The organism is Bacillus cereus group sp. MYBK30-2, assembly GCF_051915945.1.
GTDB lineage: Bacteria > Bacillota > Bacilli > Bacillales > Bacillaceae_G > Bacillus_A > Bacillus_A paramycoides.
The window spans coordinates 1,378,248-1,393,577 of record NZ_JBQAFR010000001.1 but is presented as its reverse complement, the minus strand read 5'-3'; the positions used below and the strand labels follow the sequence as shown (position 1 = coordinate 1,393,577).

Below are 15,330 nucleotides of genomic sequence, written 5' to 3'. Positions count from 1 at the left end.
GAACAAATAGATGAAGATGAAAAACGTAAAGTTTTTTCTAGTTAGTTGGCTATTTTTACATATATGTACTTTCTTCCCATTGCAAGGTCATGCGGAAGAAATAAGTGTAAAAGATCAAAATATAAGCGAAGTGAATGAGCAAGAAGGGCAAAATATTGAAAATCGGGAACAGCCGGAACGAGCGGAAATGCCCCCGGTTGAAGATGAAAAAAAAGCAATAGAGAAAGAGAAAGAACAAAAAGAAGCAAGAAAGATAGAGACAGGCCAAGGGGTTATTACAGTTAATAAGAAGGAACTAAAGGTTGGCGAAGAAGTACGAATTGCTGTAGAACCGAATGGGAAAAATATTCAAAGTGTAAAAGGCATTTTGCAATTACAAAAAACTGATGAGCAGTACAGACAAGAAAGAATTATATCTTTTGAGTATGAAGAAGAAACGAAGCGATGGATCGCCAATTATAAAGTTGGAATATATGATTTACAAGGTGATTGGAACCTGCAGCTCGTTGAAAGTTATACAGAAGATGAGAAGAAAGAAGTAATAGAGAATGAATTAAATGTCCCACTCATTCGCATAAAAAATGAAACACCCACTATAGATAAAGAATTGCCGAAATTAGAGAAAGTTACTATTGATGAGGCGAAAGAGAACTTAATTGAACGGAAAAAGGGAGAGTCCGTTCATATACGAGTACAAACGCTAGATATAGAATCTGTTGTTAAAGAAGTGCGAGTTATATTAAAAGGAAAAGAAGAAGGTAACGATATTACTTTTTTATTAGACTATAATAAACACGACATGGATTGGCAGAAAATATTTGAAATAACAGAAGCATTACCTGTTGGGCCATACCAACTTATTGTGGAAGTAATAGATGAGGCAGGCAATAAACTTGTTGTAGAGAGTGAATATATCGTTTCTATTATCGAACAAAAGTTGAAAGATGATGAAAAGATAGAAGAACAAGAAAATCAAAATAAAGTAGAAGAGAAGAAAGAAACTGAGAAGCAGGAAGATTCAAAAGTAGAGATTCCGCTCCCGGAAGAGAAATTTCCAGTTGTTCAAATCCCGAAGCAAGACGAGAAAGTAAACTATTTTATAAAAGAGCCGTTGAAAGAGAAAGAGGAAATCAACCACGTTATAAAAGAGCCGTTGAAAGACAACAAGGAAGTAAATAATGTGAAGGTTCATAAAGACAAAAAAAGCAAAAATGATAATCAAGGCGTTTCTAAAAAGAAAGAAAAAATAGAAGAACAACAAGAAAAGAAGGAAGAAAAAAGTGAGCAGGGAGTACAGGCTTCTAATGTGTTTGCTGTTATGTCAGGATTATTTGTACTGTTTTTAGTTTTAAAGAGTAATAAAGAATGGAGCTAATAATTTGATAGTAGTGGAGGCGCTTAAATGGAAATTAAACGTACTACAATTGAAAATAAGACGCTACAACCATTAAAACAGCCTGCAGCTATTTCAGAACATGAAATTCAGAAAGAACGAAAGCGGAGTAACCTGGTGTTTACTGGACAGTCCCAAATTATTCTGAAAAATAATGAAATAGGAATTTTACTTGCAAGTTTAGGTGATGGAAAGATTGTAAAAGAAATGCTTTCTAAGGAAATGGATACGGTGTTGCAGTTGTTTTCAAAGTTACATATGTTGTCCGCGGAAGGAAAGCAATCGGAAAAAATATATGAACAAATTGCTAGAAGTTTACATGAGCTTATTAAGCAAGCGCATATAAAAGAAATTCCATTATTAGACGGAACGTATGATTTCGCTGAAGTGCAGCTTTCGTTTGGAAGGAAAGTACATATTCCGTTACTCGATGTAAGTGCGCTCATTTCTAGAGTAGAAAATGATTCTTCAGAAGGCAATACAAATTTAATGATAACGGTTATTACAGCTTACATGACGAAATTGTCTAACGAAACAATTTTAATTAGCGGTACGGATCGTATTTCTAAAGAACGTGATGTCAGTGTGTGGAGAGCACTGGCAGAAATGAATATGACGCAATTATCGCATGCGTTGAAACATACGATTCAAGAGCATAAATGGTCTGTTACGGCTCTATTTCTCTTTATATGGGTTATAGGTATCATATTGATTCGTATTATATAAGAAAAGGTCGTCATTTTAATTAGTGAACTGTACCCCGAATTATGGACACTTAAAAAAAGTAGGGTTAATTCAATTGAGAATTACCCTGCTTTTTCTATATTTTTTCGTAAAAGAATGTATCAAAACGCTGAAGATTGTAGCGTTCAGGCGTTAAAATTTGTTCTGTGCTACCAACGAATAATACGCCGCCTTTTCGTAAAGAACGACTAAATTTTTCATAGAGCTTTATTCTTGCTTCTTCTGTAAAGTAAATCATTACATTACGACAAATGATTAAGTCGTAGTTTGTATCGAATGACTGCATTAATAAATCGTGTTGTTTGAATGTAACTTGTTGTTTAATGTTTTGGTGCAATATATATGTATCATCTTCTTTTGTGAAATGACGCTGCTTCAAATCAATAGGTAATTCTTTTAAAGAGCGTTCTGTATATTGGCCGCGTTTCGCAGTTTCTAAAATATGAAAATCGAGATCTGTTGCTTGGATTTCGTAGCGAAATGGAGCTAGATGCTTCGATAAGATTAACGAGAGTGTATACGGCTCCTCACCAGCAGCGCAAGCGGCACTCCATACTTTTAATTTACCATTATTTTGTTCAAGTAGCTTTGGTAGTGCTTTCGTCTCTAACGTTTGCCAGCGTTCTTTATTTCGGAAAAACTCTGATACGTTAATTGTAATATAGTCAATAAAACTTAAAAATAATTTTTGGTCGATACGTAAATTATTTAAAAAATTCGCGTAATCTTCAAAACCTTTTCTCGAAATGAAAGCATCGATTCTTCGGCGCATTCTATCCTGCTTATAGGAAGCGATATCCATATTAAATTGTTGTTTAAAACTCGCGATAAAATGATCATAATCTTGTTCAATTATCATATTTACAATAGGCACAATAACGATATTGTGCCTCCCCCTTTACATCATACGAATTTTTTGTTCAAAGTTTTTTTTCATCTGCTTTTCATGTAAGCCTGGTAAATCATAAATAACAGCATCAATTCCTGCTTCTTTTGCAACGTCAACGGGAATGACAGACGTATGTTTATCTCCGTTATAAAAACAGAGAACTAAATCGGTATCTTCGACAATTTGCTTTACAAAAAACATATAATCTGATCGGAAAATGGAGTCAGAAGGATGATCAAAAGCAACAAATTCAGCTCCGTGTTTTTTTAAGTAATCAACGACTTCTTGAAATTCGTCTGTTAATACATGTAACGGTTGTAGCGTGTAAAGGCATAAATTTTGAGCAAGTCTTTCGTTTTCGATGAAAAAACGAAGAACTTCATTTTCAATAGATTTATAACATAATATGTAAATTTTATGTTTGTGAGCATAGTCAATTAAAAATTTTTTTATTTCTTCCTGATCTAATGCTGTTAATTGATTTGAACCACAAAGGAAAATATTCATAGATTTGTGCCACCTCATGCTAAATTGTAACATATCTTCTATAAAAAATAACTGCAAAATGTCAGTGTTCAGAGTATAATTATAAATAACTGGATTTTACGATTAGGTTTAGAAAGAAATAGAAAAATAAATAGGTGATATATATGCTGCGTTCTATCTCGCATAATCCAATTTTATCGCATATACCGTCTGCTACTCAAATGCCGAAAGAAGCAAATGTCAGGACAGGACTTGCTTTTTCGGATAATTTGCATGCAAATCCGAAAAAAGATAAATTGCTAGAACAAATGGAAGCACTTGTTGATAACATTGGAGAAATTAAAGAGAAAATCGAATTAGAGTTAACGCTCGATAATGTTATGGAATACAAAAATACTGTAAAATCATTTTTGAATTTTTACGTTGATAATGTATTGCAGTATAAAGATGTTATGTCTCGTCATCCGCGTTACGGATATTCACAGAAAATGACGATTGTAAAACAAGCTGAAATGGGATTAACTGAGTTGGAAGATGTTATGAATTTAATTAATACGAAAACAGGGCATTTAGAAATGTTAAATCAAATTGGAGAAATTCATGGTTTAATTGTAAATTTAGTCTTGTAAAAGGAGGGAAGCTATATGTACATACAATTATATGAAAAGCTCGTTATTATACAAAAAGCATATGAAAATATTCATACGCTTGGAGAACAAATATATGAAAATTTAAAACATAAAAATGTTAATGCAGTCCAAAAACTGCAAGTAGAGCAATTGCAGTACATAGAAGGTGTAAAAGGATTATCTCGCTCTTTTGAGGAAATGGTTGTTCAGTTTTGTAAAGAAAAGAAAGTCGAGCCATTGCGTATGCGTTCACTATTTTTATATTTTTCTCAGGAAGAAATTAAAAAAATGGAAGAATTACAAAAAAACTTAAATGAACTAGAAGAAAATGTAAAAATGATTCTTTTGAAAAATCAATATTACTTAAACGTACTATTAAAAACTACAGAAAGTATTGTGGATTCCGTTTCTGAATACAATTTGGAGAAAAACAATAATTCGCAAATCTTTATGAATGAACTATTGTAAAGGAGAAGTGAAGAATTATGAGATTATCTGATTATAATACGCCGCTATCTGGTATGTTAGCGGCTCAAATGGGTTTACAAACGACGAAACAAAACTTATCTAACATTCATACACCTGGCTATGTGCGTCAAATGGTGAATTACGGATCTGTTGGAGCAAGTAACGGTCATACGCCTGAACAGAGAATCGGTTATGGTGTACAAACATTAGGAGTTGACCGAATTACTGATGAAGTGAAAACGAAGCAATTTAATGATCAGTTGTCACAGTTCTCTTACTACGCATATATGAATTCTACTTTATCACGAGTAGAGTCTATGGTAGGAACGACAGGAAAGAATTCGTTATCTAGTTTAATGGACGGCTTCTTTAATGCTTTTCGCGAAGTTGCAAAAAATCCAGAACAACCAAACTACTACGATACATTAGTTTCTGAAACCGGGAAGTTCACAAGTCAGATAAATCGTCTTGCGAAAAACTTAGATACAGCAGAAGTACAGACGACAGAAGATATTGAAGCACATGTGAATGAATTTAATCGTCTTGCTGCTAGTTTAGCAGAAGCGAATAAAAAAATTGGACAAGCAGGCACACAAGTACCTAATCAACTTTTAGACGAACGTGATCGCATCGTTACAGAGATGTCTAAGTATGCCAATATAGAAGTATCTTATGAATCTATGAATCCTAATATTGCGAGTGTTAGAATGAATGGTGTTTTAACAGTAAATGGACAAGATACATATCCACTTCAATTAAATAAAGAAAAAGAACCGATGACTGTTGCGATTTATGGATCGGATATTCCTTTAAATGGTGGAGCAATTCAATCAGCGATAGATACGAAAGCGAAGATTGCTAGTTATAAGAAAAATCTTGAAGAATTAATGAGTTCTGTAAAAGGTCAAGTGAATACAGTGATGGGGAAAGATTTCTTCGTTGGAGATCATGCGAAAGATATTCAGTTAAATCCTGAATTCGCAAAAGATGTTTCGAAAATGAAAATTTCCGCTGAAACAGCAAATAAACTGGCAGGAATTACAGATGGAGATTACAAAGAAGGTCTTTCTTATAAACAAGCATTAGACCAATTTATAGTCGGTGTAGCTTCTGATAAAAGTGCAGTGAATGCTTATCAAAATATTCATAACGATTTATTAGAAGGTATTCAGCAAGAAAAGATGAGTATAGAAGGCGTAAATATGGAAGAGGAAATGGTAAATTTAATGGCCTTCCAAAAATATTTTGTCGCAAACTCTAAAGCTATTACGACTATGAATGAAGTGTTTGATAGTTTGTTTTCAATTATTAGATAACATGTAATAGAAAAGAAAAAGCTCTTTCTTTATGATGGAAGAGAGGATCCGTCGAGGTGTAGAAGCGGACAGAGCCTTTAAGTGGACCAAGCCTGTAAGACCAGAGATATGAGGTGGCTATAGGATAAGTTAGCTAATAAGAAAGCCATGTTTAGTAAATAAATTCCTCACATGTTAAATAAAAACGAAAAATCCCTTTCCTTATGTTGGAAAAGGGGGCGGCCAAGTTATGGAAAGGAATCGCCGTAGATAGTTGCGGCTTTTTCTTCACGCCAATTCAAATATAGATAAAGGAGAAGATAGAGATGAGAGTATCTACATTTCAAAATGCAAACTGGGCAAAGAATCAGATGATGGATTTGAATGTGCAACAGCAATACCACCGAAATCAAGTAACTTCTGGGAAGAAAAACCTTCTTATGAGTGAAGATCCACTTGCGGCAAGCAAATCATTTGCGATTCAGCATTCGTTAGTAAATATTGAACAAATGCAAAAAGATTTAGCGGATTCGAAAAATGTATTAACACAAACTGAAAATACGTTACAAGGTGTTTTTAAATCTTTAACAAGAGCGGATCAATTAACAGTGCAAGCGTTAAATGGGACGAATAGCGAAAAAGAATTGAAGGCAATCGGTGCAGAGATTGATCAAATTTTAAAACAAGTTGTATATTTAGCGAATACGAAAGAACAAGGCCGTTATATTTTCGGTGGGGATAGTGCTGAACAAGCTCCATTTACAGAAGATGGTACGTATCAAGGTGGAAAAAATGATGTGAACTGGAAACTAAATGATGGTTATGAATTAAAGGCATTTCGTAACGGGGAAGCATTATTATCACCAGTTATAAAAACGTTAAAACAGATGAGTGAAGCAATGAATAACGGTGATCAAAAAGCTTTGCAACCGTTATTAGGAGAAAATAAGAAAAACCTAGATAGCATCATTAACCGTACAACTGAAGTTGGTTCAACTATGAACACAATGGAGACGTTTAAAACAATTTTAAGCGAGCAAAATTTAGCGCTTCAAGAAAACCGTAAAGAAATTGAAGATGTCGATTTAGCGGTAGCAATTTCTGACCTAGCGTATATTAATGCAACTTATGAAGCAACGCTTAAAGCAGTTAGTACGATGAGTAAAACGAGCATTTTAGATTACATGTAAAGAATAAGGAGTGAGAAATATGGCAGGGACGTTAACAGGTATTGGCGGTAGACAACAGATTTGGAACCTCGGAAATAATATGATCGATACTTCTAACTTTGTAGAATTAGAAATGCAAGCGTTAGATATGAGAAAAACACCATATACAAGTGAAAAGCAAAAACTCACGGAAGATAAACAAGTATATATAAGCTTAAAGTCACAGTTTAGTTCCTTTACACAAACGTTTAAAGATTTAGCTGCTTTTAAAGGAAATGAGAAAAAAGTTACAACAACACAAGACGGTTACATTAATGTAAAAGCTGATGGTGGAGCGATTGCAGGAACTTTTAATATGACGATTACCCAGCTCGCACAGCGTCATCAAATAGCTTCTAATGAAATTAAAATGGATGATAAGCTTCCTAGAAATGAAACATTACAACTAGGCGGTAAAGAACTAAAAGTAACAACTGAAATGACATATAAAGATTTAATAAATAAAATTAATGATGGAGATTATGGCGTATCGGCTTATACACTTGGAGATAAAATTTTTATGTCCTCGAAAAAAGAAGGAACAGATGGAAAAATTGATTTTTCGGGGAACACTTCTACACTGTTTCAAGATATTGGTTTAGCTAATGCGGATGGCACAGCAGTCCATACAATTAATGAAGCGCAAAATGCTATATATAGTATTAACGGTATCCCAGGTAAAAGTTCTACCAATACAATTGAAGCTCTACCTGGTGTGAAAATTGAATTGTTAAAAGTAACTGGACCAAAAGTAGAAGAAAAACCAGATGCAGGTACAAAAACGACAGATCAAGAAGCAAAAGGTATAGATCTGAAGTTTACAGTAAGTGATTCAAATGTAACAGACGCATCAAATATTATTAAAAAGATGGTAGCTGACTACAATAAAGCGGTCAATATAGCAGATATTTTTGCTGGAAAAGGCGGGGTTTTTCAAGGTCAAGCCATTATGCAAAGTGTACGTCAAGCAATGAATAACGTCGCAACCTTTTCACAAGATGGCAATTATTTATTCTCATTTGGTATTCAATTAAAGCAAGACGGTACGATGGAAGTTAATGACGAAAAATTAACGCAAGCGTTAAAAGAAAAACCGGATGCAGCGAAGCAATTTTTCTTTGGTTCTAAAGGTTTAGGGAAAATGATGGAGGAGCCGCTTGATAAACTATTTGGTGATAAAGGTGTAGTCGGAGAGCGTGTGAAAAACATCGATTCACGTGTAAATGATTTAGATAAAAAGATTAAAGATATTGAGACACAAAATCTGCAAAAACAAGATGAAATCGTGAAGAAGTATCAAAAGTTAGAAAGTACATTAGCGGCGCTAGACAGCCAATTAAAAACAATTAAAGCAATGACAAAACAAAAAAGTGATGATTAATGAAAGTTGAGGAAGTGATTGTATGCAAGCATGGCAACGTTATATGCAAAATGATATTATGACGAGTAATCCAATTAAAAATACAATTTTTATTTATGAAAGATGTATCGTTGAGTTTCGTAATTTAGAAGAACTATTAAATAGTTTTAAACTACAAGAAGGAGATGCACTTCTTGAAAAATTAGAACGTATTTTTGAAGAGTTAAAGCTTCAATTAAACCCTGAGATTACTAAAGATTTATATGATAGTCTATTTGGTTTATATGATTGGATTAGCATTCAAATTCAAACGATGAAAGTAACACGTGAAGCGAATGATATGGATGCGATTGTGCAAGTGTTACAAGATTTAATAGACGGTTACCGCGGAGCACTTGAAAATGAACAATGATATTTATCAAGCGTTTGTCGGCTGTTTTAATGAAATCGGTGAATTGCAAGTGTCAGATGAAGAATTTGCTGAGAAAAGTGCATTGTTAAATCGTTGGATGATGACTTTGGATGAAAAGACGCGTGCAGATGTTGCAGCGGAAGTGAGTCCATTAATAATTAAAGCAGCGCAGCATATTCGAGATAAGCAAAAGATTTTGGAAGAAATGATTATGACAAATGATGGACGAATGAAAGCTAATTCGTTTTACGGTAAATATTAATTGGAAAGTATGGAACGGATTCCTCTTATTAAAAGGGGGATCCATTCCGTTGTTTGAATAAAGGCGTTCCGCTAATTGAGGTTTCACTTTATGACTGTAATGGAAAAATGGTAATAGTATAAATAATAAAAAAATGGATGTTATTTTATTGTTCATATATCGAAATGTTAAATGGATTATTACGGGTATACAGTTTTTTATATTCTTTTTTATATTTTTGTATTTTTCTAAAGACAACAATGGGAAAATGGAATAAAATATGTAAGGGTACATAATAGATAATATTTTAATAAATACATATAAAGAAATGAATAATGAAGTGAAACTTCCATTAGTGGATGATCATGCCCTAAACGAGCATGATAGAAAAGGAAGGGTGTGGAATATGCCAGATTTAGTTAGTGATGTAAGTCATTATATGAATTATTTAGTAACGAAGCGAAATACTGTTTCTAGTAATATTGCAAATGCGAATACACCTGGCTATAAAGCACAAGATGTAACATTTGCTGAACAAATGAACAAGAGCAGTGCATTATACAAAAAAAATGCCGCGGATTTACAGAGTAATCCAGATTTATATCAAACGAATGAAATGCACTTACCGACAGCAAATGCGAAAAATACATATGCAAAGATTCAAACGAAATCAATGCAAACGAATAAAGATGGGAATAGTGTGGATGTAACGACAGAAATGCTAGATTTAATGAAAACAAACCAATTATACGGTATCTCAATTAATGCGATTAATACGCAATACGCAATTAACCAAGCGGCGCGTGGACGTTAAGAGTAGAAGGGGAGACAACAATGTTTCAGGCAATTAATGCAAGTGGCTCAGGGCTAACTACAGCGAGAAAATGGATGGAAGTTACTTCTAACAATATTGTAAATGCAAATACGACGGGAGCGCCGGGTGCAGAGCCGTATCACCGTCGAAGTGTAGTATTAGAATCAAACAATAGTTTTGCAAGTATGCTAGATGGAGCTCCTACTAATGGAGTGAAAATAAAAAGTATTGAAACAGATCGAAATGAAAATCTTGTGTATGATCCGACGCATCCGCATGCAAATGAAGAAGGATATGTACGTTATCCGAACATTGATGTGACAGCTGAGATGACGAATGTAATGGTTGCTCAAAAAATGTATGAAGCAAATACAAGTGTATTAAATGCGAACAAAAAAATGCTCGATAAAGATTTAGAAATCGGCCGAGGATAAGAGGGAAGAGGGGAAATATGAAAATCCAACCAATGTTAAATACACAGCCATTTGGAGCAATTCAGCCGATTGGCACACCGAAAACTTCAGAAACATCTGTAGTTGAAGGCAAAAAGTTTATTGATTTATTGGAAGATATGAATCAAACGCAAAATAATGCTCAGACAGCAGTATATGATTTACTGACAAAAGGGGTAGGAGAAACGCATGACGTTTTAATTCAGCAGAAGAAAGCTGAATCACAAATGAAAACGGCTGCTCTCGTACGCGATAATCTTATTGAAAATTATAAGTCACTAATTAATATGCAAATTTAGGAAAATGGACGGGTGTGTTTAAATGGAAAAGATAAAAAATGTTTTCCAATCGTTGAAAACGTGGCATAAGTTAGTGATTGGTGCTGCGCTTTTAGCAATTGTAACAGGAGCACTTTTATACTTCACCTTGCCAGATAAATATGTTGTTGTATATCAAAATTTAAATGATGCAGATAAGCAAGAGATTACAGCAGAATTATCGAAGCTAGGTGTTGATTACCAATTAGCAGCCGATGGTTCGATTCGAGTGCAAAAGAATGATGCTCCATGGGTTCGAAAAGAAATGAATGGAATGGGCTTACCGTTTAATTCTAAAAGCGGTGAGGAAATTTTATTAGAAAGCTCGCTCGGTTCAAGTGAGCAAGATAAGAAAATGAAGCAGATTGTCGGTACGAAAAAGCAATTGGAGCAAGATATTGTACGAAACTTTGCGACAGTTGAAACGGCAAATGTGCAAATTACATTACCTGAAAAAGAAACAATCTTTGATGAAGAAAAAGCGAAAGGAACAGCGGCAATTACTGTTGGCGTGAAACGTGGACAACTATTAACAGCTGATCAAGTTGCGGGTATACAGCAAATGATTAGTGCGGCAGTTCCTGGGGTGAAAGCAGAAGAAGTAAGTGTTATTGATAGCAAAAAAGGTATTATCTCGAAAGGAGCAGATGAAGCACATTCTACTAGTTCCTCTTCTTATGAAAAAGAAGTTGAGATGCAACAACAAATTGAAGGTAAATTAAAGCAAGATATTGATGCGACGTTAATGACGATGTTTAAGCCGAATGAATATAAGGTGAATACAAAAGTGTCTGTAAATTATGATGAAGTTACACGTCAGTCAGAAAAATATGGTGATAAAGGTGTACTTCGTAGTAAACAAGAGCAAGAAGAACGCTCTACTGCACAAGAAGGAGCAGATACGAAGCAAGGCGCTGGTATTACAGCGAACGGTGAAGTACCAAATTACGGTACGAACAATAATCAAAATGGCAAAATCGTCTATGATAATAATAACGGTAACAAAATTGAAAACTATGAAATAGATAAAACAGTTGAAACAATTAAGAAACATCCGGAATTAACAAAAACAAATGTTGTTGTATGGGTAGATAACGATACGTTAGTAAAGCGGAAAATTGATATGACAACATTTAAAGAAGCAATTGGTACGGCAGCTGGACTGCAAGTTGATCCGAATGGAAACTTTACAAACGGTCAAGTTAACGTTGTAACAGTTCAGTTTGATCAGCCGAAAGTAGAGAAAGCGAAAGAACCAGAAGAAAGTGGCATTAACTGGTGGTTATTCGGTGGAATTACAGGTGGATTATTAGCGCTTGGTGGCCTATTATGGTTCTTCTTAGCAAGACGTAAGAAAAAGAAAGAAGAAGAGGAATATGATGAATACTTAGCAGAAGAGGAAGTTGCTGCTAGTAATGAAAGTATTTTTGAAATTCCTGAAGAAAAAATAGTACCAGAGCCAAAACCAGAACCAGTAGAGCCATCAGAGCCTACATTAGATGATCAAGTGCAGGAAGCCACGAAAGAGCATGTAGAAGGTACTGCAAAAGTAATTAAAAAATGGTTAAACGGACAGTAAGGGAGGAAAAACAATGTTAGATGAAATCTCCTCCAAAGAGAAAGCTGCCATCCTCATTCGTACATTAAACGAAGAGGTGGCAGCAAAAGTCATTGAATATATGACGGCTGAGGAAAAAGAAGTATTACTTCGTGAAATCGCGAAGTTTCGTGTATATAAACCAGAAACGTTAGAAAATGTATTAGGGGAGTTTTTGTATGAACTAAATGTAAAAGAATTGAACTTAGTGACTCCAGATAAAGAATACATTCGTCGTATATTTAAAAATATGCCAGAAGACGAGCTGGAAAAATTATTGGAAGACCTTTGGTACAACAAAGATAATCCATTTGAGTTCTTAAATTCACTTACAGATTTAGAGCCACTTCTTACAGTGCTTAATGATGAATCGCCACAAACGATAGCGATTATTGCTTCTTATATTAAGCCGCAACTTGCTTCTCAATTAATTGAGAGATTACCAGATCATAAACGTGTAGAAACGGTAATGGGTATTGCAAAGCTGGAACAAGTAGATGGTGAATTAATTAATCAAATTGGTGAGTTATTAAAAGCAAAATTAAATAATATGGCATTTAGTGCCATTAATAAAACAGACGGCTTGAAAACAATTGTAAACATCTTAAATAACGTTTCACGAGGCGTTGAAAAAACAGTCTTTCAAAAGCTGGATGAAGTGGATTATGCGTTATCTGAGAAAATTAAAGAAAATATGTTTGTCTTTGAAGACTTACTTGGTCTTGAAGATCTTGCGCTTCGCCGTGTATTAGAGGAAATTACAGATAACGGTGTTATCGCGAAAGCACTTAAAATTGCAAAAGAAGAAATTAAAGAGAAACTATTTACATGTATGTCTTCAAACCGTAGAGAGATGATTCTAGAAGAGTTAGATGGCCTAGGACCGCTTAAGATGACGGATGCTGAAAAAGCACAGCAAACGATTACAGGTACGGTGAAAAAGCTAGAGAAAGAAGGAAGAATTATCGTTCAAAGAGGTGAAGATGATGTCCTTATTTAAAAACAGAATTCCGAAGAATTCTGTTTCTTTTTCTGAAGAAACGTATGAATTACAATTCCCGAAACCAGTATCAGTTCACATTGAAGAAGAGATACAAGTGGATCATGCAGAACTTCTTGCACAGCAAGATGCATTACATATTGAAATGAATCAGCTAAGGCAGCAGCAGCAAATGCTAGAACGAGAGCGGCAGCAGTTGTTACAAGATAAAGAACAGTTTCAAATGCATATTCATGAACAAATGGAGCAGATGGAAGCAGCGCGTATACAGTTTCAAAAAGAACAACAAGAAACAGCATACGAATGGACAGAGTTATTATGGAATCAATCTTTTCAGTTAGCGGAAAAAGTAGTGAATCAAGCGATAGATTCACGCCTATTAGACGTTTTACCGATTTTGACAGGCATCGTTCAAACACTGCCTACTTCATTTGAAAAATTAATTATAACGGTTCACCCAGAAACGTTTGAGAAGGTACAAGAGGAGAAAGAAAATACGAAAGAGTATTGGCTGCTGCAATTAGTAGAATGGAAGTACGATTTCTCTTTACAGTTTGGCGAATTTGTTCTGGAAGAAGAGAAAGAGTTTTTCGAATTTAAATTTGCGCCTATATTTGAGAAACTTCTTCATAAATGGGAAGAAGAAAAGCTTTTTGAGGAGCAAAACGTATGAACCGCATGTTGATGAATGAAAATCATAAATGGAATGCGTTCATTGAAACACCACTCTATACGAAAGTCGGCAAAGTTCATAGTGTGCAAGAACAGTTTTTCGTAGCGAAAGGGCCGAAAGCGAAGATTGGAGATGTTTGTCTCGTTGGAGAACATAGCGTCTTATGTGAAGTCATTGCGATTGAAAAAGAAAATAATATGTTGCTCCCATTTGAACAGACAGAAAAAGTGTGTTACGGCGATTCGGTTACATTAATTGCGGAAGATGTCGTTGTACCCCGTGATAATCACTTGCTCGGTAAAGTGTTAAGTGCAAATGGCGAAGTGTTAAATGAGGATGCTGAAAACATTCCATTGCAAAAAATAAAATTAGATGCACCACCGATTCATGCATTTGAGCGTGAAGAAATTACAGATGTATTTGAAACGGGAATTAAATCGATTGATTCTATGTTAACGATTGGGATCGGTCAAAAGATTGGTATTTTCGCAGGATCAGGTGTTGGTAAATCTACTTTACTTGGAATGATTGCGAAAAACGCAAAAGCTGATATTAATGTTATTAGTTTAGTAGGTGAACGTGGCCGGGAAGTAAAAGACTTTATTCGAAAAGAATTAGGTGAAGAAGGTATGAAAAAAAGCGTCGTTGTTGTAGCGACGTCAGATGAAAGTCACCTTATGCAGCTTCGTGCGGCGAAGCTGGCAACGTCTATTTCCGAATATTTCCGTGACCAAGGGAATAACGTATTACTTATGATGGATTCTGTTACACGCTTTGCTGACGCACGTCGAAGTGTAGATATTGCGGTAAAGGAATTACCAATCGGCGGTAAAACGCTGTTAATGGAAAGTTATATGAAAAAGTTATTAGAGCGATCGGGGAAAACGCAAAAAGGATCAATAACGGGTATTTATACAGTACTCGTTGATGGTGACGATTTAAATGGTCCTGTACCAGATTTAGCTCGTGGTATTTTAGATGGACATATTGTATTAAAGCGTGAGCTTGCGACGCTTAGTCATTATCCTGCTATTTCCGTACTAGATTCGGTGAGTAGGATAATGGAAGAAATCGTATCGCCGAATCATTGGCAACTTGCAAATGAAATGAGAAAAATTTTATCTATTTATAAAGAAAATGAATTGTATTTCAAATTAGGTACAATTCAAGAAAATGAAGAGAATACTTATATTTTTGAATGCAAAAATAAAGTAGAAGGTATAAATACGTTTTTAAAACAAGGTCGAACGGATAGCTTTCATTTTGAAGATATTGTCCAAGCGATGCACCATATTGTATAAGACCTCGTGCTTTGAGGTCTTATTTTTTTGTTTTTTAATATTTCACAGATT

18 protein-coding genes are annotated in these 15,330 nt (G+C 34.7%); 16 read left to right on the top strand and 2 right to left on the bottom strand.

The genetic code is table 11. The features are described from left to right. Positions 1-16: 16 nt before the first annotated feature. The gene (locus tag ACTFQM_RS07270; protein ID WP_440034401.1) at positions 17-1,375 is read left to right on the top strand and encodes a transglycosylase; all 1,359 of its coding nucleotides are present in this window, start codon (positions 17-19) and stop codon (positions 1,373-1,375) included. A gap of 27 nt (positions 1,376-1,402) precedes the next feature. After that, positions 1,403-2,119, top strand: a complete 717-nt coding sequence (locus ACTFQM_RS07265) for a hypothetical protein (protein ID WP_440033925.1) — start codon at positions 1,403-1,405, stop codon at positions 2,117-2,119. Between the two features lie 94 nt (positions 2,120-2,213). On the opposite strand, the gene ACTFQM_RS07260 is transcribed toward ACTFQM_RS07265, so the two are convergent. After that, positions 2,214-2,996 carry a CheR family methyltransferase gene (locus ACTFQM_RS07260; protein WP_440034400.1) on the bottom strand — a complete coding sequence of 261 codons (783 nt, stop codon included), beginning with the start codon at positions 2,994-2,996 and terminating at the stop codon, positions 2,214-2,216. Positions 2,997-3,035: 39 nt separating this feature from the next. Continuing rightward, the gene (locus tag ACTFQM_RS07255; protein WP_400527358.1) at positions 3,036-3,533 is read right to left on the bottom strand and encodes a flagellar motor switch protein FliG; all 498 of its coding nucleotides are present in this window, start codon (positions 3,531-3,533) and stop codon (positions 3,036-3,038) included. A gap of 143 nt (positions 3,534-3,676) precedes the next feature. On the opposite strand from ACTFQM_RS07255, the gene ACTFQM_RS07250 reads away from it, so the two are divergent. From ACTFQM_RS07250 to fliI, 14 genes are all read left to right on the top strand, one after another. Further along, entirely contained in the window at positions 3,677-4,141 is a 465-nt protein-coding gene (locus ACTFQM_RS07250; RefSeq protein ID WP_440033924.1) for a YaaR family protein, read from the top strand. Between the two features lie 15 nt (positions 4,142-4,156). Beyond that, positions 4,157-4,609, top strand: a complete 453-nt coding sequence (locus ACTFQM_RS07245; RefSeq protein WP_440033923.1) for a hypothetical protein — start codon at positions 4,157-4,159, stop codon at positions 4,607-4,609. 17 nt (positions 4,610-4,626) lie between these two features. Continuing rightward, a complete protein-coding gene (flgK, locus tag ACTFQM_RS07240) occupies positions 4,627-5,925 on the top strand; it encodes a flagellar hook-associated protein FlgK (protein WP_440033922.1) in 1,299 nt (432 codons plus the stop codon). Between the two features lie 305 nt (positions 5,926-6,230). Beyond that, the gene (locus ACTFQM_RS07235; protein ID WP_440033921.1) at positions 6,231-7,094 is read left to right on the top strand and encodes a flagellar hook-associated protein 3; all 864 of its coding nucleotides are present in this window, start codon (positions 6,231-6,233) and stop codon (positions 7,092-7,094) included. Positions 7,095-7,113: 19 nt separating this feature from the next. Beyond that, positions 7,114-8,493 carry a flagellar hook-associated protein 2 gene (locus ACTFQM_RS07230; protein ID WP_440033919.1) on the top strand — a complete coding sequence of 460 codons (1,380 nt, stop codon included), beginning with the start codon at positions 7,114-7,116 and terminating at the stop codon, positions 8,491-8,493. Between the two features lie 22 nt (positions 8,494-8,515). After that, entirely contained in the window at positions 8,516-8,884 is a 369-nt protein-coding gene (locus ACTFQM_RS07225; RefSeq protein WP_002064624.1) for a flagellar export chaperone FliS, read from the top strand. Then, the gene (locus ACTFQM_RS07220; RefSeq protein WP_328044967.1) at positions 8,874-9,146 is read left to right on the top strand and encodes a flagellar biosynthesis protein FlgG; all 273 of its coding nucleotides are present in this window, start codon (positions 8,874-8,876) and stop codon (positions 9,144-9,146) included. The genes ACTFQM_RS07225 and ACTFQM_RS07220 overlap by 11 nt, the downstream gene beginning before the upstream one ends. 307 nt (positions 9,147-9,453) lie before the next feature. Continuing rightward, positions 9,454-9,939, top strand: a complete 486-nt coding sequence (gene flgB, locus ACTFQM_RS07215) for a flagellar basal body rod protein FlgB (RefSeq protein WP_440033918.1) — start codon at positions 9,454-9,456, stop codon at positions 9,937-9,939. A 20-nt stretch (positions 9,940-9,959) separates the two neighbouring features. Beyond that, positions 9,960-10,373, top strand: coding sequence for a flagellar basal body rod protein FlgC (flgC, locus tag ACTFQM_RS07210; protein WP_002030933.1), 414 nt, complete (start codon positions 9,960-9,962; stop codon positions 10,371-10,373). Between the two features lie 17 nt (positions 10,374-10,390). After that, complete coding sequence (gene fliE, locus ACTFQM_RS07205) at positions 10,391-10,690, top strand: flagellar hook-basal body complex protein FliE (protein WP_265621102.1); 300 nt, start codon at positions 10,391-10,393, stop codon at positions 10,688-10,690. A gap of 22 nt (positions 10,691-10,712) precedes the next feature. Beyond that, positions 10,713-12,287, top strand: a complete 1,575-nt coding sequence (fliF, locus tag ACTFQM_RS07200) for a flagellar basal-body MS-ring/collar protein FliF (RefSeq protein ID WP_440033916.1) — start codon at positions 10,713-10,715, stop codon at positions 12,285-12,287. A gap of 13 nt (positions 12,288-12,300) precedes the next feature. Then, a complete protein-coding gene (gene fliG, locus ACTFQM_RS07195) occupies positions 12,301-13,305 on the top strand; it encodes a flagellar motor switch protein FliG (protein ID WP_002030936.1) in 1,005 nt (334 codons plus the stop codon). Continuing rightward, positions 13,292-13,978, top strand: coding sequence for a FliH/SctL family protein (locus ACTFQM_RS07190; protein WP_071720901.1), 687 nt, complete (start codon positions 13,292-13,294; stop codon positions 13,976-13,978). The genes fliG and ACTFQM_RS07190 overlap by 14 nt, the downstream gene beginning before the upstream one ends. After that, entirely contained in the window at positions 13,975-15,279 is a 1,305-nt protein-coding gene (gene fliI, locus ACTFQM_RS07185) for a flagellar protein export ATPase FliI (RefSeq protein ID WP_440033915.1), read from the top strand. Before ACTFQM_RS07190 ends, fliI begins: the two co-directional genes overlap by 4 nt. The last annotated feature ends 51 nt before the right edge of the window (positions 15,280-15,330 follow it).